At 43.8% G+C, this 22,290-nt stretch carries 24 protein-coding genes; 10 read left to right on the top strand and 14 right to left on the bottom strand.

Annotation, left to right across the window (positions count from 1 at the left end; all coding sequences use genetic code 11):
* The first annotated feature begins 153 nt into the window (after positions 1–153).
* Positions 154–948, top strand: a complete 795-nt coding sequence (gene map / locus ACP7AK_RS09920) for a type I methionyl aminopeptidase (protein WP_086044724.1) — start codon at positions 154–156, stop codon at positions 946–948.
* A 249-nt stretch (positions 949–1,197) separates the two neighbouring features.
* Here map and ACP7AK_RS09915 read toward each other — a convergent pair whose 3' ends face one another.
* From ACP7AK_RS09915 to ACP7AK_RS09900, 4 genes are all read right to left on the bottom strand, one after another.
* Positions 1,198–2,097 carry a LysR substrate-binding domain-containing protein gene (locus ACP7AK_RS09915; protein ID WP_004645280.1) on the bottom strand — a complete coding sequence of 300 codons (900 nt, stop codon included), beginning with the start codon at positions 2,095–2,097 and terminating at the stop codon, positions 1,198–1,200.
* Between the two features lie 87 nt (positions 2,098–2,184).
* Positions 2,185–2,889 carry an SIR2 family NAD-dependent protein deacylase gene (locus ACP7AK_RS09910; RefSeq protein ID WP_180037339.1) on the bottom strand — a complete coding sequence of 235 codons (705 nt, stop codon included), beginning with the start codon at positions 2,887–2,889 and terminating at the stop codon, positions 2,185–2,187.
* A gap of 19 nt (positions 2,890–2,908) precedes the next feature.
* Positions 2,909–3,841: an alpha/beta fold hydrolase gene (locus ACP7AK_RS09905; RefSeq protein WP_425879809.1), complete on the bottom strand. Its 933-nt coding sequence runs from the start codon at positions 3,839–3,841 to the stop codon at positions 2,909–2,911.
* A 20-nt stretch (positions 3,842–3,861) separates the two neighbouring features.
* Positions 3,862–4,404, bottom strand: coding sequence for a PadR family transcriptional regulator (locus ACP7AK_RS09900; RefSeq protein ID WP_005247223.1), 543 nt, complete (start codon positions 4,402–4,404; stop codon positions 3,862–3,864).
* A 166-nt stretch (positions 4,405–4,570) separates the two neighbouring features.
* Here ACP7AK_RS09900 and ACP7AK_RS09895 point away from each other — a divergent pair, with 166 nt between their 5' ends.
* The 3 genes from ACP7AK_RS09895 (at position 4,571) to ACP7AK_RS09885 (ending at position 8,353) form a co-directional block, all read left to right on the top strand.
* Positions 4,571–6,595, top strand: a complete 2,025-nt coding sequence (locus ACP7AK_RS09895; protein ID WP_425879808.1) for an FAD-dependent oxidoreductase — start codon at positions 4,571–4,573, stop codon at positions 6,593–6,595.
* Positions 6,596–6,759: 164 nt separating this feature from the next.
* The gene (locus ACP7AK_RS09890; RefSeq protein WP_114541138.1) at positions 6,760–7,170 is read left to right on the top strand and encodes a nuclear transport factor 2 family protein; all 411 of its coding nucleotides are present in this window, start codon (positions 6,760–6,762) and stop codon (positions 7,168–7,170) included.
* A 70-nt stretch (positions 7,171–7,240) separates the two neighbouring features.
* The gene (locus ACP7AK_RS09885) at positions 7,241–8,353 is read left to right on the top strand and encodes a YheT family hydrolase (protein ID WP_425879807.1); all 1,113 of its coding nucleotides are present in this window, start codon (positions 7,241–7,243) and stop codon (positions 8,351–8,353) included.
* A 57-nt stretch (positions 8,354–8,410) separates the two neighbouring features.
* Here the strand turns inward: ACP7AK_RS09885 and ACP7AK_RS09880 are convergent, their stop codons facing one another.
* Positions 8,411–8,833 (bottom strand): hypothetical protein, encoded by a 423-nt coding sequence (locus tag ACP7AK_RS09880; protein ID WP_370940779.1) that lies wholly within the window; start codon positions 8,831–8,833, stop codon positions 8,411–8,413.
* A gap of 225 nt (positions 8,834–9,058) precedes the next feature.
* On the opposite strand from ACP7AK_RS09880, the gene ACP7AK_RS09875 reads away from it, so the two are divergent.
* From ACP7AK_RS09875 to rodA, 6 genes are all read left to right on the top strand, one after another.
* Positions 9,059–10,699 carry a CTP synthase gene (locus ACP7AK_RS09875; RefSeq protein WP_005100051.1) on the top strand — a complete coding sequence of 547 codons (1,641 nt, stop codon included), beginning with the start codon at positions 9,059–9,061 and terminating at the stop codon, positions 10,697–10,699.
* Positions 10,700–10,731: 32 nt separating this feature from the next.
* Positions 10,732–11,589: a 3-deoxy-8-phosphooctulonate synthase gene (gene kdsA, locus ACP7AK_RS09870; protein ID WP_005266221.1), complete on the top strand. Its 858-nt coding sequence runs from the start codon at positions 10,732–10,734 to the stop codon at positions 11,587–11,589.
* A gap of 59 nt (positions 11,590–11,648) precedes the next feature.
* Positions 11,649–12,938, top strand: a complete 1,290-nt coding sequence (gene eno, locus ACP7AK_RS09865) for a phosphopyruvate hydratase (protein ID WP_425879806.1) — start codon at positions 11,649–11,651, stop codon at positions 12,936–12,938.
* A gap of 7 nt (positions 12,939–12,945) precedes the next feature.
* Positions 12,946–13,338, top strand: coding sequence for a septum formation initiator family protein (locus ACP7AK_RS09860; protein WP_425879805.1), 393 nt, complete (start codon positions 12,946–12,948; stop codon positions 13,336–13,338).
* The gene (ispD, locus tag ACP7AK_RS09855) at positions 13,307–14,020 is read left to right on the top strand and encodes a 2-C-methyl-D-erythritol 4-phosphate cytidylyltransferase (RefSeq protein ID WP_425879804.1); all 714 of its coding nucleotides are present in this window, start codon (positions 13,307–13,309) and stop codon (positions 14,018–14,020) included. Before ACP7AK_RS09860 ends, ispD begins: the two co-directional genes overlap by 32 nt.
* 112 nt (positions 14,021–14,132) lie before the next feature.
* Entirely contained in the window at positions 14,133–15,272 is a 1,140-nt protein-coding gene (rodA, locus tag ACP7AK_RS09850; RefSeq protein WP_004278715.1) for a rod shape-determining protein RodA, read from the top strand.
* A gap of 153 nt (positions 15,273–15,425) precedes the next feature.
* On the opposite strand, the gene ACP7AK_RS09845 is transcribed toward rodA, so the two are convergent.
* The 9 genes from ACP7AK_RS09845 to ACP7AK_RS09805 form a co-directional block, all read right to left on the bottom strand.
* Positions 15,426–15,728, bottom strand: a complete 303-nt coding sequence (locus ACP7AK_RS09845; RefSeq protein WP_004278714.1) for a cyd operon YbgE family protein — start codon at positions 15,726–15,728, stop codon at positions 15,426–15,428.
* A 3-nt stretch (positions 15,729–15,731) separates the two neighbouring features.
* Positions 15,732–15,833 (bottom strand): cytochrome bd-I oxidase subunit CydX, encoded by a 102-nt coding sequence (gene cydX / locus ACP7AK_RS09840; RefSeq protein WP_004278713.1) that lies wholly within the window; start codon positions 15,831–15,833, stop codon positions 15,732–15,734.
* A gap of 26 nt (positions 15,834–15,859) precedes the next feature.
* Positions 15,860–17,005 (bottom strand): cytochrome d ubiquinol oxidase subunit II, encoded by a 1,146-nt coding sequence (gene cydB / locus ACP7AK_RS09835; RefSeq protein ID WP_004645267.1) that lies wholly within the window; start codon positions 17,003–17,005, stop codon positions 15,860–15,862.
* Positions 17,002–18,588 (bottom strand): cytochrome ubiquinol oxidase subunit I, encoded by a 1,587-nt coding sequence (locus ACP7AK_RS09830; RefSeq protein WP_005252053.1) that lies wholly within the window; start codon positions 18,586–18,588, stop codon positions 17,002–17,004. Before ACP7AK_RS09830 ends, cydB begins: the two co-directional genes overlap by 4 nt.
* The gene (gene cydP, locus ACP7AK_RS09825; RefSeq protein ID WP_004278707.1) at positions 18,588–18,779 is read right to left on the bottom strand and encodes a cytochrome oxidase putative small subunit CydP; all 192 of its coding nucleotides are present in this window, start codon (positions 18,777–18,779) and stop codon (positions 18,588–18,590) included. Before cydP ends, ACP7AK_RS09830 begins: the two co-directional genes overlap by 1 nt.
* A 436-nt stretch (positions 18,780–19,215) precedes the next feature.
* Positions 19,216–20,268 carry a porin gene (locus ACP7AK_RS09820; RefSeq protein ID WP_425879803.1) on the bottom strand — a complete coding sequence of 351 codons (1,053 nt, stop codon included), beginning with the start codon at positions 20,266–20,268 and terminating at the stop codon, positions 19,216–19,218.
* Between the two features lie 344 nt (positions 20,269–20,612).
* Positions 20,613–21,026, bottom strand: a complete 414-nt coding sequence (locus ACP7AK_RS09815) for an HIT family protein (RefSeq protein ID WP_425879802.1) — start codon at positions 21,024–21,026, stop codon at positions 20,613–20,615.
* Between the two features lie 31 nt (positions 21,027–21,057).
* Positions 21,058–21,327 (bottom strand): YARHG domain-containing protein, encoded by a 270-nt coding sequence (locus ACP7AK_RS09810; protein ID WP_004278704.1) that lies wholly within the window; start codon positions 21,325–21,327, stop codon positions 21,058–21,060.
* 86 nt (positions 21,328–21,413) lie between these two features.
* On the bottom strand, positions 21,414–22,286 hold the full coding sequence (locus tag ACP7AK_RS09805) for an NAD(P)-dependent oxidoreductase (RefSeq protein WP_425879801.1): 873 nt from the start codon (positions 22,284–22,286) through the stop codon (positions 21,414–21,416).
* Positions 22,287–22,290: the final 4 nt, after the last annotated feature.

Here is a 22,290-nt window from a genome sequence, read left to right as displayed (position 1 = left end):
CTTGATATCAAAATATGTCAGTTATTGTTTGTACAAATAAGCAGCAGTGAAAAGTCCTATTTCAAGGAAAATTGCTGTGCCGAAACTCAACAACTGCGACATATTTCGCAAAAAAGGGATTATAATTCAGGGATTCATAGTGAGGATGGGTATATGCGAGCTACAGCGATTAGTCTTAAAACTGAGCAAGATGTTGAAAAACTGCGGATATCTGGGCGTTTGGCTGCAGAGGTTTTAGCGATGATCGGGGAGCATGTCAAGCCAGGTGTCACGACTGAATATCTGGATGATCTCTGTCATGATTTTATTGTAAATACATTAAAAGTGACGCCAGCCAATATTGGCTATTATGGCTATACCAAAACCACCTGTATTTCACTGAATGAAGTGGTTTGTCACGGCATTCCATCATCAAAAGTCGTTCTTCAGGATGGCGATATTATCAATATTGATGTTGCCATTATTAAAGACGGTTATTTTGGTGATACCAGCCGGATGTACTATGTCGGAACTCCATCTCCAGAAGCCAAGCGACTGGTCAATACCACCTATGAAGCTATGGTAGCCGGGATTCATGCAGTGAAGCCGGGCGCGACCCTGGGTGATATTGGTTATGCGATTCAAACGGTCGCACAGCGTGAAGGCTATTCCATCGTGCGCGAATATTGCGGTCATGGCATCGGCAAGGTCTATCACGAACAGCCAAACATTCTGCATTACGGACAGCCAGGACAGGGCATTAAACTGGTTCCGGGTATGGTGTTCACCATTGAGCCAATGGTGAATATGGGTAAAGCTCGCGTCAAAGAGCTGAAAGATGGCTGGACTGTGGTCACCACGGATAAATCCTGGTCTGCGCAATGGGAACATATGGTCTATGTGACTGAAACCGGGTTTGAAGTCTTGTCGCCTTGGCCTGAAGGTACAGGTGAGTATTCGGAAATTTAAAATATTGATTGAATGATCTTTATTCAGATAATCCACTTACATAAATTACAACTCACTCGTTCTTGCTGACGAAAACATACAAAACACTACATTAAACAGTGGTTTAGGATTTTATATCTGATTAGACTAAGAGTCAGATACATACGTTCCCTTTTTTTCGCTCACTATGCTGTAGTGAAAGTTTCTCTAGCTCATTTTTCCCCAAGAATGAGCTATTTTTTTGTCTAGTTTTTCTCAAAAGTACTTCATTTAGCGCCGATTTAATTCAGCGACCAGATAATCAATAAAGACCCTTACTGCAGGTAATAAGCCGCGACGTGAAGGATAAACCACATGGAAAATACCATGCGGTGCTTTCCAGTCAGGAAGCACTCGAACCAGTTCACCACTTGCCACGTACTGCTCGACCACGTTATCTGGCAACAAAGTGACGCCTGAGCCTGACGCGGCCAGTTGTGCCAGCATATTTAAGTCAGAACCCATAACCGTTGGACTGACACGAATTTTTTTTTGTTCCTGCTGTTCATTTTGTAAGGTTAGAAACTGTTCGGTATGGTCTTCGGCCATACTCAGGATTTTATGTTCAGCCAGTTGCTCTGGGTTTTTTAGTTCACCAAATTCATTTAAATAACCCTGACTGGCGAATAAATGCTGCTCAATTTTTTCAAACTGGCGGATCACCAGATTTGGGTCATCATCCAGGCTGGAACGGACACGTAAGGCCAGATCAAAGCCTTCATTGATAATATCGACCCGTCGATTGGTGATCATCATCTGGACTTTAATTTCAGGATATTTTTTCAAAAAATCCGGCAGAATTTTTGCCAGTTCGTTTTGGGCAATAGAGACGGGCAAGCTGACTTTAATAGTTCCGCGCGGTTCGGTACTCAGGTGGTCCACCAGATCATGCGCCGCCTGTGCAGCACTCAGCATAACTTGGGCATGCCGGTAAATATTCATGCCGATATCGGTGACGGCAAAATGACGAGAACTGCGCTGAATCAGACGTACACCCAGACGCTCTTCCAGATTAAACACCCGACGGCTGAGTTTGGATTTGGGAATATCGGTCGCACGTTCGGCTGCACTAAAGCCGCCATGTTCCACCACCTGAGCGAAACAGTAAAAGTCATCCAGATCAGACAGCATGGTTTAATTCCATCCTTGCAACGATAAGCTGATTAAAAATTGATTGTTGCATACTGTCAATCAGAGAATGCAGCATATAAAAAAAATTTAATTCCCGGATTTCAGTAAACCTAGCAGTGTTTGCATGCCATCGGTCGCGTTTTGGGGGATTTTGTAAAACTGTGCAGGCAAATGCTGCTGCTCGGCTTTCGGGTCGATGTAATAGGCCGGACATTTCGCAGGAATCTCATGAATTAACCCGGCAACTGGATAAACTTGAAGGCTGGTGCCAATCACCACGAAAATATCGGCATCCTGTACACAGTCTTGAGCTTCTTCATACGCGGGTACGGCTTCGCCAAACCAGACCACATGAGGACGCAGCGGATAGCCTGCCTTACAAAAGTGTTGATTTAAATCTAATTCAGAGCCTTCAATTGGATAAAACTCGGTTGTGCTTTGTGCATCGGGGCCTGAGCTTTTGGCCAGGCGAATATTGCCATGTAAATGGATCACCTTGGAGCTGCCGGCACGTTCATGCAAGTCATCAATATTCTGGGTGATTACATGCACATCAAAGTTATCTTCAAGATTGGCGATCAGCTGATGGGCTGCATTTGGCTGTGCTTCCAGAATGTTTTTACGGCGGGCATTATAAAAGCGTTGTACCAGTTGTGGGTTTTTGGCCCAGGCTTCGGGTGTGGCGACTTCTTCTATACGATGCTGTTCCCAAAGTCCATCACTGTCACGAAAAGTATTAATGCCACTTTCGGCGCTCATGCCTGCACCGGAAAAGACCACCAGCTTTTTCATTATTCTGTCTCCTGAATCTTTAGGTAGCTGAACCGCTAGATTGCGAATTTTCTTTCAAGAAGATGCCAAGTTCTCGGGAAAATTTTAGCGGTTCAGTCAGTAAAGGCGTATGGCCAGACTTGCTGAAAATTATCTGTTTGGCATGAGGCAGGCTTTCTGCAATCAGGCGCTGACCTTCAAAAGGATACAACTTGGATTGTACACCGCTAAAGAAGGTCACCGGACAGCTAAGCTGAGCTAGAGCCTCGCGGTAATCTTCACGATGATATAAATAATTATTGATATACCACGCCATATAATCCACCCGGCTGGAAGGTAATAACAGGCTTTGCAGGCGAGGTTGATTTAGGATAAATGCGAAAGCTTTCAGACTATATTTTTGTTCATTTTGTAGCTGAATAAACTTTAGCCATAGGGCAGCGATTTGTTTACGTACCGAAATGTCGAGATCGCGGATCAATTCAACTTGCTGGTATTGTGCAAGTAGGGCAGAGAGCTGCTGCAGGATGTCGATAAATTCCTGATGACGTGGACCAAAAAGTCCAAAAGCCCAAGCATCATCGACCGGAATTTTAGGTGTTTGATCGATATGTAAATAAGCAGAAATCTGACTGGAAAAGTTGCCATAATGTATGCCGTGCATTGCTGTGGTTGCGCCTATAGAGTAAGCAAGCACAATGAATTTATCTAAATTGAGCTGTTGAATTACCGACTGAATATCCAACCAGTGACTGGAAATTGCATCAAGATCTTGCGGAATTTTACAGCGACTGGAAGCCCCAAAGCCGCGCCATTCCGGAATAATGAAACGGAAATTTTTCTGATGCGCATAGAGAAAAGCTTTCCATTGCCAGCTCAGCATGCCGAGTCCTGAGAGTACCAGTACCGGCTGTCCCTGACCGTATTCGAGTACAAATAGCTGTTCACCATCGGGCATGCGATAAAAGGGCATGTGTGTCTCCCTATTTACAGTTATTTTGCATCAAATTGTTTGAGTCGCTGAATGACCTGTTCCAGCCAGGAAATCCAGCCCAGTTCCTGATCAATCCCCAGTTGTAAAATCATTTTATGAATATACAAGGTACGGTCATTTTCGTGTGCTTGAGCAAAGTCCTTGGCAAAAATCTGCTGATAGGTTTTTAGTTTTTCTTTATGCAGTTCCAGATGGCGTTCCAGCTCTGCCAAGGTGTTATTGCCACCAAGCTGGGCTTCGGCACGTAAACGCACCATCAGTTCTTCGCGCAGTTGTGCCGGTGGACTTTGTTGCAGCATCCAGTTGGCCAGTTCTTCCCGGCCCAGACGTTCCACCTGATATGTCTTTTTGCGGCTATTGGAATCTTCCTCTTCTATCGTCGAAATCCATCCTTTTTGCAGCATGGCATTCAGCTCGCGATAAATCTGCTGATGAGTGGCATTCCAGAAGAAGCCCATGGATCGGTCAAAACGGCGGGCCAGTTCGATTCCGGTGCTGGGCTTTTCAATCAGGCTGGTCAATAAAACATGCGCTAAAGACATAAGCGTCTCAAAAAAGTGACTCAGGATTATTATGCAACATGTTGCATAAAAATCAATTCTGGCATATAAATTAGTGCAACAAGTTGCATTAAACTGGAAAATTTGAGGGATCAAACTGCCAGTTGCTAAAACAATAGCCAGCCTAAACGCACGCTCAGGAGTTGAAATGTCTAAATATCCGAATTTACTTGCCCCATTGAACTTGGGTTTTACCACGCTTAAAAACCGCGTGTTAATGGGTTCCATGCACGTTGGTCTTGAAGAGGCACCCGGCGGATATGATCGGATGGCAGCTTTCTATGCAGAGCGTGCCAAAGGTGGAGTCGCTTTAATCGTCACCGGCGGGATTTCACCAAATGATCATGGGGTGACGTTTCATGGTGGTTCCAAACTTGACACTCTTGAAGAAGCTGAAAAGCATAAGGTAATTACCCAGGCCGTACATGAGGCGGGCGGGAAAATTGCCATGCAGATTTTGCATACCGGACGCTATTCTTATCAGGCTGAAAATGTCGCGCCATCCCCAATTCAGGCACCGATCAATCCGGTCAAACCGCATGCTTTAACTTCGGCTGAAGTGCAGCAAACCATTGATGATTTTGCCAATTGTGCCAAGCTGGCTCAATACGCCGATTATGACGGTGTAGAAATCATGGGCTCGGAAGGCTATTTGATTAACGAGTTTATTGCCGCGCGTACCAACCATCGTGATGATGAGTGGGGTGGAAGCTATGCAAACCGCATCCGTTTCCCGATTGAAATCGTACGCCGTACCCGTGAAATGGTCGGTGAGAACTTTATCATTATTTATCGCCTATCTATGCTGGATCTGGTCGAAGGCGGTTCAACTCTGGAAGAAGTCATCCAGTTGGCCAAAGAAATTGAAAAAGCCGGTGCGACCATTATCAATACCGGCATTGGCTGGCATGAAGCGCGTATTCCGACCATTGCCACCAAAGTGCCTCGTGCAGCCTTTACTTGGGTGACGCGTAAGCTGAAAGGTCAAGTGAAGATTCCTTTAATCACTTCAAACCGTATCAATACTCCGGAAATGGCTGAATATGTATTGGCGTCTGGTGATGCTGATATGATTTCTATGGCCCGTCCGATGCTGGCAGACTCTGAGTTTGTCTTGAAAGCGGAGCAGGGTCGTAGCGATGAGATCAATACCTGTATCGGTTGTAATCAGGCCTGTCTGGATCATATTTTCTCAATGAAAATTGCCACCTGTCTGGTCAATCCACGTGCCTGCTATGAAACAGAGCTCATTTTTAAAGAAACCAATGTGGCAAAAAATATTGCCGTGATTGGTGCAGGTCCTGCAGGTTTAAGTTTTGCTGTATATGCGGCAAATCGCGGTCATCAGGTGACGGTATTTGAAGCCGCTGCTCAGATTGGTGGGCAGTTTAATATTGCCAAGACCATTCCAGGCAAGGAAGAGTTTTATGAAACCTTGCGTTATTTCAAACGCCAGATTGAATTACAGCCACGTATTAAATTGCAGCTGAACCATAAGGCGAGTCTGGAAGAACTGGCTCAGTCAAACTTTGATGACATTGTGGTGGCAACAGGCGTGACACCGCGTCAACTTGAGATTCCAGGTATTGATCATGCAAAAGTACTGTCTTATCTGGACGTTTTGAAAGAACGTAAGCCAGTGGGTCAGCGAGTTGCCATTATTGGTGCAGGCGGTATTGGTTTTGATACAGCCGAATTCCTGAGTCATGAAGGAGAAAGTGGCAGTATCAATCCGGAAAAATTCTATGATGAATGGGGTATTGATACTGACTATGAAAATGTCGGTGGCTTAAAAGCTGCAAATGTAGAAAAACCGCAACGTGAAATTTATTTATTGCAACGTAAAGCCGCTTCAGTCGGCGCAAGTTTGGGTAAAACCACAGGCTGGATTCATCGTACTGGTTTAAAACACCGTGATGTGAAAATGATTGCGGGCGCCAGCTATGAAAAAATTGATGATCAGGGCTTACATATAGTCGTGAATGACAAACCTGCGGTACTAGAAGTCGATCATGTGATTATTTGTGCCGGTCAGGAATCTTATACCGCCATGTTTGATGAGCTAAAAGCAGCCGGGAAAAATGTGCATCTGATTGGTGGAGCGAAAGAAGCGGGTGAGTTGGATGCCAAGCGTGCAATCCGTCAGGGTGCTGAATTGGCGGCGGTGATTTAATTTAAAAACGTCAAGCTTTATTAACCTCTCCCTTGCGCAGCAGTGCTACTCATCTCCTATAAGGAGAGGGATAAATCGGTATAAAAAGTGTTATCTCCCTCTCCCTTTGGGAGAGGGCTGGGGTGAGGGAGATTAATTTTTTAATAACAAAAAAGGAATCCAAAATGACCATCGAAAATACCAGAAAATCCATTGTACGCTGGCATGAAATGCTAGAAACCCGTGATATGTCGATCTTGAATGAACTACTTGCTGAAGAAGTGGTATTTCGTTCACCCGTAGCGTTTCAGCCTTATCCTGGAAAACAGATGGTATTTTTTATTTTGACCAATGTCATTCAAGTCTTTGAAAACTTCACTTATCACCGTGAATTTATAAGTGAAGATGGTAACAATGTCGTACTTGAGTTTTCTGCCAATGTGGGCGATAAAAAACTAAAGGGAGTTGACATGATTCAGTTTAATGAAGAGGGTCAGATGATTGATTTTGAAGTCATGATCCGACCTAAGTCCGGACTTGAAGCCTTGGCTGTACAGATGGGCCAGCGGATGCAATCATTCCAAGCTAAAACTTAATTCGAACTATTGATTCAAGTCGGCATGAAATTTGTAAATCACAGCTAGTACAACTAGAGGGGGATGACAGATGAAAATGTTGCTTAAAAAATTGGGTCAGCTTTCCAGTGAATATCTGGATCGTTTCAGCGGAGCAGATCAGCCGACCCTGTATTACAATCCGAATGGTGTATTTTCAGGACTCATTGAGCGCTTACCGCAGCTGCAACAAAAATATCGTCCTACACCTTGGTTAGCCAATGCACACGCACATATTCTGTATTTCGATTTAATTAAAAAACGCACCATTAAACTGAAATATGATGCGCTTGAACAGCTGAAAATGTCAGATGATGGAATTACCGGTATTGCCTGGTATGGACTCGATCTTCCGGCAAGCACGCCGACCATTGTATTACTTCATACTATTACCGGTTCTCCTGAATCAATGCGTGAACTGGTTCGTGATCTGCATAAATATACGGGTTGGCGTGTTGCATTGTGTTTACGCCGTGGTCATGCAGACTTACCCATGCCTGTGCCTAAAATGAACCTGTTTGGTTCAACTCAGGATTTGCGTGAACAACTCTTGTATATACAGGACAGATTTCCTCAGTCCGATCTCTATGGGGTTGGCTCTTCTGCGGGTACGGGATTGTTAGTGCGTTATCTGGGCGAAGAGGGTGAACAAACCCCATTAAAAGCAGCTTTTGCTTTATGTCCTGGCTATAACACTGAAACTGGTTTTGCCAATGTGCATCCGTTTTACAGTAAAGTTATGGCCAAAAAACTGATTAAGCGCTTTATTCATCCTTATCAGGAAACCTGGCAGGTCTGCCCAAGCTGGAAACAGTTATTAGAAGTTAAAGATCTGTCCGAATTTGAAAAACTCTATTTTGAACTGGCTGGATTTACGGATTATGCCAGTTATACCCAGGCAACCAATCCGATTTATGTATTTGAAAGTATCAAAATTCCGCTGATGATTTTAAATGCGGAGGATGATCCGGTGTGTCACATTCGGAATTTAGAACCTTATAAAGAAAAAATTCGGTCGATGTCTAATATTATGGTGATTACCACCAAAAAAGGCAGTCATTGCGGCTTTTATCAGGGCTTGATGCAAACCGAATCTTGGGCTACCCGACTAATGGCAGACTATTTGATTCACTTATCTCGTGCACCGGCAACAGTATCTGCTTAAAAAGTTCTAATAAAAAACCCAGCATCTGCTGGGTTTTTTTGATGAATGATCCTGTAATCAGTCAAGTGCTGGCATCGCTGCGGCAATCGCGTCAGCAACCGCATCATCCTCAGACTTGTTTTCTGGATTTGAATTGGTTTTAGGTGTTGTCGCAGCAGGCTTTGAGGCAGGTTCTTCGCGGGTTTCAGGCACTGGTGCCGGCTCAGTGGTTTCTGGCTTTTTGATTTCACGACGGATTTCGGTCGTGGTGTTTTCAGTTTGCTCACGTTGAATTTCAACCGTTGGCGCTACTTCCTCTTCAATTGCCGCTGGCTCTACAGGTTCAAGCGGTTCAAATTGCGTTGGTTCTGGAGTCGAGATTTCAGATGCTGGAGTAACTTCTACTTGCTCTTCTTCTTTTGGTGCTTCTTTTTTTACACACGCAGTTAATGTCAGGCCAGTCAGGATTAGGGTGGAGATTAAAAGTTTCTTCATCATCATTGCATCAAACATAAAAGTGTGGAGGGGATACACCATTATAGCAGCAAAATGCAAGATAGAAATCATATGAACTTACTGTAATTTTTTATAGGAATTGCTGTTAGAATAGTCAATTGTTTATTGTTCTTTGAATTGATGCGGATTGACTTTGCTTTCTAGGTACAAGGTAAAGTAAAATTGCGCAACATTGCAGGCCGATTTAGGCTCGATTGTACGAGAAACCCAATGACCCATTTTATTTTCGTTACTGGTGGTGTAGTTTCATCACTAGGTAAAGGTATTTCAGCTGCTTCTGTTGCTGCACTTTTAGAAGCTCGTGGTTTAAAAGTGACCATGGTAAAAATGGATCCATACATTAATGTCGATCCAGGGACAATGAGCCCATTCCAGCATGGTGAAGTTTTTGTTACAGAAGATGGTGCTGAAACAGACTTAGACTTGGGTTACTACGAACGTTTCTTGCGTCGTGCGAAAATGACCAAATTGAATAACTTCACATCAGGCCGTGTTTACCAGGATGTTCTAAATAAAGAACGCCGTGGCGACTACCTGGGTGGTACTGTGCAAGTTATTCCACACATTACTGACAATATCAAAGAGCGTGTACTTCGTGCAGGCGAAGGTTATGACGTTGCGATCGTAGAGATCGGCGGTACTGTAGGTGACATTGAATCTCTCCCATTCATGGAATCTGTACGTCAGTTAATGGTGGAACTTGGTCATAAACGTACCATGTTAATGCACTTAACGTTACTCCCATACATTAAGTCTGCAGCAGAATTAAAAACCAAACCAACACAGCACTCTGTTAAAGAACTCCTGTCGATTGGTATTCAGCCAGACATTCTCATCTGCCGTACAGAATACGATGTAGATGCAGATACGACGCGTAAGATTGCATTATTTACCAACGTTGAAGCACGTGCCGTTGTGGTATGTAAAGACGCACGTTCAATCTACCAGATTCCACGTACATTCTACGAACAAAATGTTGACGATTTAATCTGTGAACGTTTTGGTTATAACGATCTTCCTGAAGCTGACTTAACAGATTGGGATAACGTTGTAGAAGCACTCCTGAACCCTGAATACACCGTACGTGTTGCAATGGTTGGTAAATACGTTGAACTTCCAGATGCTTATAAATCTGTCAACGAAGCACTTCTGCATGCGGGTATTCAAAACCGTGTGAAAGTTCAGATTGACTACGTAAACGCTGAAGAGCTTGAAAGCCAAGATGTAGCAGAAGTATTGAAAGATGCTGATGCGATTCTGGTTCCAGGTGGTTTCGGTGAACGCGGTACTGAAGGCAAAATGAAGGCAATTCAGTTCGCTCGTGAGAACGGTGTGCCGTTCCTCGGTATTTGCTTGGGTATGCAGTTGGCTGTGATAGAATACGCACGTAATGTTGCTGGTATTGCAGACGCGACCTCGACTGAATTTAACCGTTCAACCAAATCTCCATTGATTGGTTTAATTACTGAATGGTTAGATGAGCGTGGTGAAGTTCAGCAACGTTCTGCTGATTCTGATCTGGGTGGCACGATGCGTTTAGGCGCGCAAAAATCTGAACTGGTTGCAGGGACTAAAACTGCAGAAGTTTATGGTTCTGAAGAAATCATCGAGCGCCATCGTCACCGTTACGAGATGAACAACCGTTATATCCCAGTGCTGGAAGAAAAAGGCATGAAGATTTCTGGTTATTCTCCGGTACAGCATCTGGTAGAAACTGTTGAAATTCCTGCACATCCTTGGTTTATTGCAGTACAATTCCACCCGGAATTTACCAGCTCGCCACGCGATGGTCATCCATTGTTTGCAGGTTTCATTGATGCTGCGAAAAAGCAGTACCAAAAAACCAAATAATCGGTGCGTAGGACACAACTAGGGAAGTTTAAATGTCGCAATTAAAACCACAAGAAATTGTACGTTTGGGCGATATACAAATGGCAAATCATTTGCCATTTGTATTATTCGGCGGAATGAATGTACTTGAATCTAAAGACCTGGCTTTTGAAATCGCAGAGACTTATGTTGATATCTGTACACGTTTGGGTATTCCATATGTGTTCAAAGCCAGCTTTGATAAAGCCAACCGTTCAAGCCTGAACTCTTTCCGTGGGCCTGGCCTAGAAAAAGGTCTCGAGTGGTTAGCTGACATTAAAAAACACTTTAATGTGCCGATCATCACCGATGTGCATGAGCCGTACCAAGCGGCTCCTGTTTCAGAAGTGGCAGACATTATTCAATTGCCAGCTTTCTTAAGTCGTCAGACGGATCTTGTTGAAGCAATGGCAAAAACCGATGCGATCATCAACATCAAAAAAGCCCAGTTCCTGGCTCCACACGAAATGCGTCATATTTTGCATAAGTGTCTGGAAGCCGGAAATGACAAGCTGATCATTTGTGAACGCGGTTCGGCATTTGGCTATAACAATCTGGTTGTAGACATGCTGGGCTTCGACATCATGAAAGAAATGAATGTCCCGGTGTTCTTTGATGTAACCCATGCCTTACAAACCCCAGGCGGCCGTGCAGATTCTGCCGGTGGTCGTCGTGCGCAAATTACAACGCTTGCACGTGCGGGTATGGCAACGGGTCTTGCAGGCTTGTTCTTGGAAGCACATCCAGATCCGGAAAAAGCCAAGTGTGATGGTCCATGTGCGCTGCGCATGTCTCAGCTTGAGCCGTTCCTGGCACAGCTAAAAGAATTGGATACCTTGGTTAAAGGTTTCGAAAAGTTAGATACACACTGAGTTTATCACTCTTGCGCTGCCGTATAGGCAGCTCATATTAATCAACTGAGGAATAGTTCATGAGCCAAATCGTTGACATTCGTGCACGTGAAATTTTGGACTCTCGTGGTAACCCTACCATCGAAGCAGACGTAATCTTAGCATCTGGCGTAGTTGGCCGTGCATGTGCACCATCTGGTGCTTCAACTGGTTCTCGTGAAGCTTTAGAACTTCGTGATGGCGATAAAGCGCGTTACTTAGGTAAAGGCGTTAAAACTGCAGTAAATAACGTAAATACGTTAATCCGTGACGCTTTGGTCGGTAAATCAGTATTCGAACAAAAAGACATCGATAACACGATGATCGCGCTTGACGGTACTGAAAACAAAGAAAAACTAGGTGCAAACGCAACTTTGGCAGTGTCTTTGGCTGCTGCTCGCGCTGCTGCTGAAGAAAAGAAAATTCCTCTTTTCCAATACATCGCAGATCTTCGCGGTCAAACGATTCTAACCATGCCTGTACCAATGATGAACATCATCAATGGTGGTTCACATGCAGACAACAACGTCGATATTCAAGAATTTATGATTGAGCCAGTAGGCTTCACTGCATTCTCTGAAGCGCTACGTGCCGGTGCTGAAATCTTCCATTCACTTAAATCAGTTTTAAACAAAAAAGGTTTAAACACTGCGGTAGGTGATGAAGGTGGTTTTGCGCCGAACTTACGTTCAAACGAAGAAGCAATCACAGTTATTCTTGAAGCAATTGGTCAAACTGGCTACAAAGCAGGTTCTGACATCATGCTTGCGCTTGACTGTGCATCTTCAGAATTCTACAAAAATGGTCAGTACATTCTTGCTGGCGAAGGCAACAAAGCGTTCACAAGCAACCAGTTCTCTGACTATTTGGCAGGTCTTGTAAACCAGTACCCAATTATCTCGATCGAAGATGGTCTGGACGAATCTGACTGGGAAGGCTGGTCTTACCTGACTTCTATTCTTGGCGACAAGATCCAGTTGGTTGGTGACGACTTGTTCGTAACGAACCCGAAAATTCTGCAACGTGGTATCAACGAAAAAGTGGGTAACTCGATTCTGATCAAATACAACCAGATCGGTACCTTGACTGAAACTTTAGATGCCATCTACCTTGCGAAAGAGAATGGTTACTCTACTGTAATTTCACACCGTTCAGGTGAAACGGAAGATTCAACGATTGCTGATCTTGCAGTAGGTACAGCAGCGGGTCAAATCAAGACTGGTTCACTTTGCCGTTCTGACCGTGTAGCGAAATATAATCAATTACTTCGTATTGAAGAATTGACTAATGCTGCATATCGCGGTAAAGCTGAGTTCAAAGGTTTGAACTAAGCGACTTATGTCAATGTTAAATGTATTCGACTCGACTGCGAGTAAAGTACTGTTGGGCCTTGCGATCATTTTGATCGCAGGGTTTCAATATTTATACTGGTTTGGTGAAGGTGGTTATCATGATCATCAGCAACTGACCCAGAAAATCCAGCAACAGATGGAATTGAATGATGAGCTGAAAGAGCGTAATCGCGTTCTGGCGGCAGAAGTTTATGATTTGAAGAATGGTATTGAAGCCATCGAAGAACATGCGCGTTTAGATCTTGGTCTGATTAAGCCACGCGAAACTTTTATTCAAATGAGCACGATCAGTACTCAATATAAACCGATCTATCTTAATCCTAATTCTAAAGTAGACCTGCGAACCAATGAGTCAGCTGAAGCACCACCTACACCCTAAACTTTGGGTCATTCTTCCAGCTGCAGGTTCCGGTAGCCGTTTCTCCAAAACAGAACTGAAACAATATCAGATGATTCAAGAGCGAACTGTTCTTGAACATACGGTGGCTCGTCTGAATCAACTGCCTTTGACGGGTTATGTCCTGGCGATTGGTGCACAGGACAACGTGGCGAAAACATTGCCATTTTCCAGTCAAGAGAAAGCCCATTTCTGTCTGGGCGGTGCCGAGCGGGTGAATTCCGTGTTAAATGCACTGAACTATTTATCTCAAATCGCTTCTGAAGATGATTGGGTGCTGGTACATGATGCGGCGCGTCCCTGTGTCAGTCATGATTGTCTGCAACAGTTGGTCAATACGGCGATTACAAATGATCAGGCTGCGATTCTGGCGATTCCGGTGCGAGATACACTTAAGCGTGTAGTAACCAATTTTGATATTGAGGAAACAGTGGATCGCTCAATGCTCTGGCAGGCACAAACACCACAAATGGCCAAGCTAGGCGTGTTGAAAAGGGCGATTGAGCAGGCTTTGCAAAATGTTGCTACGATTACTGATGAAGCCAGTGCGCTGGAACATATCGGTGAACAGGTGAGTGTAGTACAGGGGCGTTCCGATAATATTAAAATTACCTATCCGGACGATCTAGAGCTGGCCAGGCTGATTTTAAAGGCTCAGGCTTAAAAATATATTCAAATAATATTTAAATAAAAGCAGAATAAATCTGGCTGTAGCGATCTATTCGCTATAGCTTTCACTTATAATTTTGCCATCATTCTTTTTCACCTTTTGGCCAATGATACCTTCACAGCAGTATCGGTTTTTACGTCACTCTTTGCGCGATGGACGTAGTATTAACCCGCAAGATTCATCTCGATGGACCAAGTTGCACCTTGATCCATGGTTATTGTGCTTTCTGGTTCTCAATGCAATCTTGGGTTTAATGGTGGTGTATAGCGCGACCTCCGAAGACTCTGGCATGGTGGTGCGTCAGGCCGTCAGTTTCGGGATTGGTTTTGTGCTGCTATTTATCTGTGCGCAGATTCCACCGAAAGTCTATCAGGCGATTAGTCCATACCTGTATGCCTTCGGGATCTTCATGCTGCTTCTGGTCTTTGTGATTGGTGAAAAACGTTTAGGTGCAACCCGCTGGATTACCTTGCCGGGGGTGGGAAGCATGCAACCGAGTGAGGTGATGAAATTTGCGATGCCTTTGATGATGGCATGGTATTTTGCACGTAAGCCGTTTCCTCCCAAATTTTTGCATATTGTCGGGGCTTTGATTTTATTGGGCATACCATTTGTTTTGGTGGCGCTTCAGCCTGACTTGAATATTGGTTTGGTGATTCCCGGTATTTTTGTTCTATTTTTAAGTGGCATGTCATGGCGTCTGATTGGTGGTGCAGTTGCAGCAGTTGCTGTGGCAGCACCGGTTGCATGGATGTTTGTGCTACAAGAGTATCAAAAAAAGCGTATTACCACCTTGTTTGATCCGGAGTCGGATGCCTTGGGCGCGGGCTGGAATATTATCCAGTCCAAAATTGCCATTGGTTCAGGTGGTTCCACGGGCAAAGGCTATACCGAAGGTACACAATCACATTTAGGTTATCTGCCTGAACATCATACTGACTTTATTATGTCGACCTATGCTGAAGAATTCGGTTTTATCGGTGTTTTTCTGCTGTTCAGTTTATTCACTGCCATTATTATTCGCTGTTTGATGATTGGTTTAAACAGCTTTCATAACTTTGGCCGTTTATATGCCGGAGCCATGGGGCTGACTTTCTTCTTCTTTGTATTTTTAAACTCCGGCATGGTGAGCGGGATTTTACCTGTAACGGGAGATCCATTGCCGCTAATGAGTTATGGTGGAACAGCAGTAATTTCTATGCTGGCCGGGATGGGCATTGTGATGTCGATTCATACTCATCGATAAGTCATTCTAAAAGTCAGACTGGTTCCGGCTTTTTATACACTTAAAATAAGTTGTCTTAGAAATCCTGTTTTGGCCAGAAGAAAAAGAAGAATATTTTAGAATTCATATTAAATTAAAAAAGCCCTCACTTGAGGGCTTTTTTAATTTCATACTTTAACTGAGAAACCAGGTGTAATAGCCCCAGATCATTAAAGGCCATGCTAGGAAAGGGCTAAACAACCATTTCCAGAACCAGTGGCGCGGCATAAAGCCCACACCATGGACAAAGCCTCCAGAAATACCAATCATGATATACATCATGGCACTATGGCTATATTCACCATTGGCATCCAGCATTGCGGAAGGATGAACCAATAACACGGCTGCGAGAGGAAAAGCCAGGAGGCAGGAAATCATCATCGCAAATTTGTTTGGTTTCTTGTCTACAACGGTTTTCTCAAGCGCAGCTTCTGTCATGTTTTATTCCTCATCCAGGTCTTGGTGTTGTTCCATGTAAATGGCAGCAATCACACTGGCAAAACATGCCATCAGTACACCCAGAATCCAGGCAAAATACCACATAGTTGTCTCTCCTTAAGACACAGCCCTTAGTACAGGCTGTGTGAATTATCTTCAATGTGTTTGTTGGTAATCACGCCCCACATCTTGTAATAACACCAAGTGGTATAGATCAGAATCAGTGGAACAAAGATACAGGCAGCAACGGTCATAACGGTTAAGGTATTTTTACTAGATACCGCATCCCACATGGTCAGACTTGCAACCGGGTTAATGCTTGAAGGCATCAGGAAAGGGAATAGGGCGAAACCAGCAGTCAGAATTGCACCGATAACTGCCAGAGATGAACCCAGGAAGCTCAAGCCTGCTTTATTTTTACCTGCTGCCAGTACAATGATCAAACCGCCCAAAATGCCGGCAATAGGCGCTGCCATCGTGATTGGATAAGTCGAGTAGTTATTCATCCAGCCTGGATTGGCATTGGTCAGCACTTCTTTGGCGAGCGGGTTGGCAACACCATTGGTATCAAAAGGTGTAACCAGTGTATAACCTTGAATACCACCAAAGTACAGCCAAGCGCCTGCAGCCAGGAAGGTAACCAGATAAACCAGACCCATGATTTGTGTTGCTTTGGCAGAACGTTGGCGTAGGTCACCATCAGTACGTAGCATTAACCATGCACCACCATGTGCACACAGCATCGATAAGCTGACCAGACCACACACAATAGCAAACGGATTCAGTAGTGCAAAGAAGCTGCCAGTATAAGTAGAACGTACAGTTTCATCTAGAGTAAATGGCACACCCAGGAACATGTTACCGAATGCCACACCAAAGACCAATGCAGGAACTGCACCACCAATCGCTAGACCCCAATCCCATGAATTGCGCCATTTGGTATTTTCCAGTTTTGAGCGATAGTCAAAACCGACCGGACGCAGGAACAGGGCAAACAGGACCAGCAACAGGGCCCAGTACATGCCGGAGAAGGCAGTTGCATAGACCATTGGCCAGGCAGCGAATAACGCACCGCCGGCAGTAATAAACCAAACTTGGTTACCGTCCCAGTGCGGTGCAATAGTATTGATCGCTGCACGGCGCTCACTATCATTTTTGCCCACAAATGGCATGATCGCCATGGAGCCCATATCGAAGCCATCGGTGAGGGCAAAGCCAATCAGCAATACGCCGACCAGCACCCACCAAATGATTTTTAATAATTCATATTCGATCATGCTTGAGTCTCCCCATTTGCCTTCTCTGCAGCTGCAAGCTTTTCAAAATGGTATTTACCGGTATGCAGTGAGCTTGGGCCAAGACGTGAGAACTTGATCATCAGATACATTTCAATAATCAGTAACACGGTATAGAATGCTGCCAATGCAAGGATTGAACCCCAGACATCACCTGTGCTTAAGCTTGATGCTGAAAGATGCGTCGGTAATACCTCACCAATGGTCCAAGGTTGACGACCTACTTCTGCTACATACCAGCCGGTTTGCGCAGCAACCCAAGGTAAAGGCAGTGCAAATAAAGCAAATTTCAATAACCATGGTTTGTTTTCTGCATTACGTTTTGCTACCGCAAAAGTTGCCAGTGCAAATAGAAGTAGCATCAGGAAGCCGGAAGCTACCATGGCACGGAAGGCCCAGAACAGACTTGGTACGTGTGGAATGGTATCTTTAGCGGCTGCTTTGATTTGCTCATCAGAGGCATCAACGACATTTGGCGTGTATTTCTTTAGCAGCAGACCATAACCGAGGTCTTTTTGACTTTCTTCAAAAGCGGTTTTCAGTTCTGGAGACTGATCACCCGCACGTAATTTTTCCAGTTGTGAATAGGCCACCATACCATTACGGATACGCGCTTCATGCTGAACCAGCAGGTCTTTAATACCTGTGACTTGTTCAGTCGTAGAGCGTGTAGCGATCAGACCCATCACATAAGGAATTTTCACTGCATAATCTGTAGTCATGGTTTCCTTATTCGGAATACCGAACAAAGTAAAAGGTGCAGGTGCAGGGTGGGTATCCCATTCTGCTTCAATTGCTGCCAGTTTGGTTTTCTGTACATCGCCCAGCTCATAACCTGATTCATCACCCAGTAAAATCACCGAAAGTGTAGAGGCAAGCCCGAAGATGGCTGCAATGGCAAAAGAACGGCGTGCAAACGGCAAGTCACGTTTTTTCAGCATGTAATAACTTGAAATGGCCAGTACAAAAATAGCACCTGTGACATAACCGGCAGATACGGTATGCACAAATTTAACCTGAGCGACCGGGTTAAAAATCAGTGCAGCAAAGTCCACCATTTCCATACGCATGGTTTCATAGTTAAATGCCGAACCGACCGGGTTTTGCATCCAGCCATTGGCGACCAGAATCCAGAGTGCGGACATGTTCGAGCCTAAAGCCACCAGCCAGGTTACGGCCAGATGTTGCACTTTGGACAGACGATCCCAACCAAAGAAGAACAAGCCAATAAATGTCGATTCAAGGAAGAAGGCCATCAAACCTTCAATCGCCAGCGGTGCACCGAAAATATCACCGACATAATGCGAGTAATATGCCCAGTTGGTTCCGAACTGGAACTCCATGGTCAGGCCGGTGGTTACCCCTAAGGCAAAGTTAATACCAAACAGTTTTCCCCAGAACTTGGTCATGTCTTTATAGATTTCTTTGCCGGAAATCACATAGGTGGTTTCCATAATGGCAAGCAAAAAAGCCAGGCCTAAAGTCAGTGGAACAAAAATAAAGTGATACATCGCGGTCATGGCGAACTGGAACCGCGAGAGATCGACCACGCTTTCAGAAATCATCAACGTGTCTCCTGGATTTGGGAAGGATTGCCGGCGATACGCTCGGCGACTTGGTTATCAAAATTTTTAGGAATCGTAGGCGCATCAAACCAGATATTTTTAATTACCATCAGTAGAATAACCTTGATAATTAAAATAGCGGTTATTTCTCTAACCACTCTCTGGTTTAGATTTTTGGGAACTAAGCTCATTCGACTAAGCCTGTTATATGACTTGTTGTATATTATTAATCTATTGTAACTAAAAAATAAATAGACGATACAGTTTAAATAAATATATATTTATAAGTATTTGAAAATGATAAATATATATTTATATAAGTTAAAATTTATTCTAAATATTTTTTATTATTTTATGTAATTTTTTTGATTTTTAAATCCGACTAAAATGCTTATATTTATATATTTGAATGTAGATTATTTTAGTTGGATTAATATTTTTTAATCTGATTAAAATGCTTGGTTTTAAAATAAAGAATAAAATTAATCTAACTAAATTGGTTGGTTTTATAAGAGTTGAATATCAGTATCATAATCTTTCACATCATATTTATATTGATAAAAAACACACCAAAAAAAGAACATGCTGGAGGCATGTTCTTTTTAAGCTTTGTGAGGGAGACTGGACTTAGAAGTCGTAACGCATGCCTAGAGAAAGACCTAGGCTGTCTTCACCGCGTGCGCCACTTACAGCATTGGTACGACCTTGTGCCCAAGGGGTAAGGTTTGAGTTTTCATCATTTAGTACAGTTGCTATGTTGCCATAAATGCGGACTGTTGGATCTAAACGGTGTTCAAGTCCGATTGCCAGTAAAGTTGCATTCGCATCATCGGCATCCACATCGCGGTGGAATACTTCACCACGGAATGAGGTTTTTGGTGCAAATTTATATTCACCGGCTACACCAAATACTTGTGCATCTGGGTTTGCTTCAGAATTATCATGTTGAAGGAATTGGTATAAACCGCCCAGATTGAATTCAGGGGTGATTTTGTAAGCACCAGCAATACGGAAACCATCGCGCTCACCACGGGCAGCTTCTTCTTCATAGTGTTCATAGGCAGCAGCGAAATCAACTTTACCTTCTTTATAGGTTAAAGCGAGGTCATATGCTTTATCTTTGTCCTTGGCACCATCTTTAGTAGCATCCGGACTATTAGTTTCATGTAGTGACATCGCACCTAATACGTTGAAACCGCCAGCAAATTTTGGTGATTTATATTCAATGGTATTGGCATTACGTTCATCAAAACGCAGGTTGCCTACACGCGTGACGTTACGAACGTCACCGACCATATCACCAAAGAAGTTGACCGGGCCACGTGCTACTTTGAATGGGCTGTCAAAACGGCCGATACGCGCTTGACCGAAATCACCTTTTAAACCAACAAAAGTATCACGAGTTGCAAATTCAACATCATCATTTGCAGAACCACTTGCAAAGTTAATTTCCTGTTCGATTTGACCAAATACGGTCATACCGTTTTCTAATTTTTGTTCAGCTTTAAAGCCTAGGCGTGAAGAGTTTGAAGAAAGACCTACTTCGTTATAATCCTGGCCATCATCCAGATAATCTAAAGAAACGTGTGCACGACCATACACTTTAACATCAGCAGCAGCTGCCATCACTGGTGTTAAAATTGTTGCCCCGATTGCTAATGCAGATAACGTTTTTTTCATGTGTTGCTCCAATAAAGACTTTTTTATTCATCGTCTTAAAAACAAGTTTCAGTATTGTTTTGAAACATCTACTGCTCTATGGGTGCCAAGTATTCATTACAAATAAGTCAATATGATTAAGGAAATATTTCAGAAATATTAAAGACAATCATTACCTTATTTTTTATAGGATTATGAGTGGGGTAAGCAGGATTGATGCAAATACAGCTAAGCTCGGTGTTTGCTGCAAAACTTAAAAATAGGCTAGGTGACTTTTATTGATATTTTAGTGGCTTAATTTAGGGTGAAATACATCAGACATAAAAAATGGAGCCGAAGCTCCATTTTTAGATATTAAGAATAGCTTAAAGGGCAGCTTTAATTTTCTCAGCCAGCGCTTTAATTTTTTCCTGGTCGCCCATCTGTGCAGCATGTTTGCCCAGATTATGCAAAGAGGTAGGAACCAGATGGAAATGTACGTGTGGTACGGTCTGACCCGCTGCGGCCCCTGATAATTGCATCAGCACGATACCGTCCACACCTAAACCTTTTTCAATGGCTTTTGCAACTTTCTGTACGATCTGAATCGTATAGGCTGCAGCTTCAGGGGGTAGATCCAGTAAAGTGATCGCCGGAGTTTTCGGAACCACGAGAGTATGACCTTCTGCCTGAGGCATGATGTCCATAAATGCAAGAACCTGGTCATCTTCATACACTTTTATCGCAGGAAGTTCACCGCGTAGAATTCGTGCAAAAGTATTCTGATCATCATAAGTCATAAGTATATTCCTTGAGCGTCATTAAACTGAATTATTTACAGTTCAATTCTTTCTGACGATCTTTGATCGCGTCAAGACGTTGTTGCTCTTTTTCCGAGAATTTTGGCTTGGTTGTATAGCAATTGTCATTACCAAACTTGGCTTTTGCTTCAGGATCTTTGAAACAGAAACCTTTAGACGCATAAATCACGTCATGATCATTTTTTAATTTTTTGCACTCTTGTTCAGATGCAAGAACCGATGTTGAAGCCCCGAACAAAGTTGCAAAGCCAATCAATGCTGCAACAGAAAATTTCTTCATGAGAGTTTCCTCTGGGTTATCCACTATATGTGCCTGCCTACTAGTCACAATATGAGGTTTCGTTATCATTATTCAATGGCGAGATATTACTCGATGGTAATATTACTCCATGATTCATACATTTTCACAGCACTGGAAAAATCACTGTTTTTATCCGACAGATCGCTGGCCGCCTGAATCAGATTCTGGGTCAACGAGAGCACAGGCGCAGAAAGTTTGGCTTCACGTGCAAGGTCGATTGCAATGCCTGTATCTTTGGCCAAGAGTGGCAGGGCAAAGGTTACAGGAAAACTGCGGTTTAAAATACGCTGTGGCAATACGGTTTCAGTCACCATACTTTTACCACTTGAAGCATTAATACAATCCAGTGCTTCATGCAGGTTTACCCCATGCGCTTTCAAGGTAGTAAAGCCCTCAGCAACGGCACACAGGTTTACAGCCATTAACATATTATTTACGGCCTTCACTGCAAAACCCGCGCCAGATTCACCGACATGCTTGATCAGCTTGCCAAATGCCTGCATCGCAGGAAGGGCTTTTTCATAGCCCTCTGCATTACCGCCCACCATCACGGTTAATGTACCATTTTCAGCACCAACGGTTTGGCCGCTGACCGGTGCATCCAGAAAGATTACCCCATGTTTAGCCAGTTGTACTGCCAGTTTTTGGGCAGAATCCGGTACACCACTGGTGCAGTCGACCCAGACTGAACCGGATTTAAGCGGTAAATTTTCCAGAAGTCGTTCAACGTCAGCGCTAGTTGGCAAGCATGAAAAAATCACATCTGCCTGTACGGCCTGTTCCAGTGTGACGGCTTGGGTGCCATATTCAGCCGCATGTTGCTCTGCTTTGTTAAAGCTGCGGTTCCAGACATAGACCGTATCAAACTGCTTGGGTAAATGTGCAGCCATACGAAAACCCATTGCACCTAGGCCGATAAATGCCACTGACTGAATCATGCTG

It is taken from the genome of Acinetobacter sp. TWP2-2-3, from assembly GCF_049896445.1.
Lineage (GTDB): Bacteria > Pseudomonadota > Gammaproteobacteria > Pseudomonadales > Moraxellaceae > Acinetobacter.
Note: the sequence above shows the minus strand (reverse complement) of the source record. Positions and strands in the feature narration are given on the sequence as shown.

Excerpts from the sequence above, each read along its gene's own strand:
- ACP7AK_RS09845 (WP_004278714.1), bottom strand. The coding sequence starts at position 15,728 with ATGACAGAAGCTGCGCTTGAGAAAACCGTTGTAGACAAGAAACCAAAC.
- ACP7AK_RS09875 (WP_005100051.1), top strand. The coding sequence starts at position 9,059 with ATGACCCATTTTATTTTCGTTACTGGTGGTGTAGTTTCATCACTAGGT.
- cydP (WP_004278707.1), bottom strand. The coding sequence starts at position 18,779 with ATGAGCTTAGTTCCCAAAAATCTAAACCAGAGAGTGGTTAGAGAAATA.
- ACP7AK_RS09810 (WP_004278704.1), bottom strand. The coding sequence starts at position 21,327 with ATGAAGAAATTTTCTGTTGCAGCATTGATTGGCTTTGCAACTTTGTTC.
- ACP7AK_RS09905 (WP_425879809.1), bottom strand. The coding sequence starts at position 3,841 with ATGCCCTTTTATCGCATGCCCGATGGTGAACAGCTATTTGTACTCGAA.
- cydB (WP_004645267.1), bottom strand. The coding sequence starts at position 17,005 with ATGATCGAATATGAATTATTAAAAATCATTTGGTGGGTGCTGGTCGGC.
- ACP7AK_RS09890 (WP_114541138.1), top strand. The coding sequence starts at position 6,760 with ATGACCATCGAAAATACCAGAAAATCCATTGTACGCTGGCATGAAATG.
- ispD (WP_425879804.1), top strand. The coding sequence starts at position 13,307 with ATGAGTCAGCTGAAGCACCACCTACACCCTAAACTTTGGGTCATTCTT.
- ACP7AK_RS09885 (WP_425879807.1), top strand. The coding sequence starts at position 7,241 with ATGAAAATGTTGCTTAAAAAATTGGGTCAGCTTTCCAGTGAATATCTG.
- ACP7AK_RS09805 (WP_425879801.1), bottom strand. The coding sequence starts at position 22,286 with ATGATTCAGTCAGTGGCATTTATCGGCCTAGGTGCAATGGGTTTTCGT.
- kdsA (WP_005266221.1), top strand. The coding sequence starts at position 10,732 with ATGTCGCAATTAAAACCACAAGAAATTGTACGTTTGGGCGATATACAA.
- ACP7AK_RS09880 (WP_370940779.1), bottom strand. The coding sequence starts at position 8,833 with ATGATGATGAAGAAACTTTTAATCTCCACCCTAATCCTGACTGGCCTG.
- ACP7AK_RS09910 (WP_180037339.1), bottom strand. The coding sequence starts at position 2,889 with ATGAAAAAGCTGGTGGTCTTTTCCGGTGCAGGCATGAGCGCCGAAAGT.
- map (WP_086044724.1), top strand. The coding sequence starts at position 154 with ATGCGAGCTACAGCGATTAGTCTTAAAACTGAGCAAGATGTTGAAAAA.
- ACP7AK_RS09860 (WP_425879805.1), top strand. The coding sequence starts at position 12,946 with ATGTCAATGTTAAATGTATTCGACTCGACTGCGAGTAAAGTACTGTTG.
- eno (WP_425879806.1), top strand. The coding sequence starts at position 11,649 with ATGAGCCAAATCGTTGACATTCGTGCACGTGAAATTTTGGACTCTCGT.
- ACP7AK_RS09915 (WP_004645280.1), bottom strand. The coding sequence starts at position 2,097 with ATGCTGTCTGATCTGGATGACTTTTACTGTTTCGCTCAGGTGGTGGAA.
- ACP7AK_RS09830 (WP_005252053.1), bottom strand. The coding sequence starts at position 18,588 with ATGATTTCTGAAAGCGTGGTCGATCTCTCGCGGTTCCAGTTCGCCATG.
- ACP7AK_RS09815 (WP_425879802.1), bottom strand. The coding sequence starts at position 21,026 with ATGACTTATGATGATCAGAATACTTTTGCACGAATTCTACGCGGTGAA.
- cydX (WP_004278713.1), bottom strand. The coding sequence starts at position 15,833 with ATGTGGTATTTTGCCTGGATTCTGGGTGTACTGATGGCATGTTTTGCC.
- ACP7AK_RS09900 (WP_005247223.1), bottom strand. The coding sequence starts at position 4,404 with ATGTCTTTAGCGCATGTTTTATTGACCAGCCTGATTGAAAAGCCCAGC.
- rodA (WP_004278715.1), top strand. The coding sequence starts at position 14,133 with ATGATACCTTCACAGCAGTATCGGTTTTTACGTCACTCTTTGCGCGAT.
- ACP7AK_RS09895 (WP_425879808.1), top strand. The coding sequence starts at position 4,571 with ATGTCTAAATATCCGAATTTACTTGCCCCATTGAACTTGGGTTTTACC.
- ACP7AK_RS09820 (WP_425879803.1), bottom strand. The coding sequence starts at position 20,268 with ATGAAAAAAACGTTATCTGCATTAGCAATCGGGGCAACAATTTTAACA.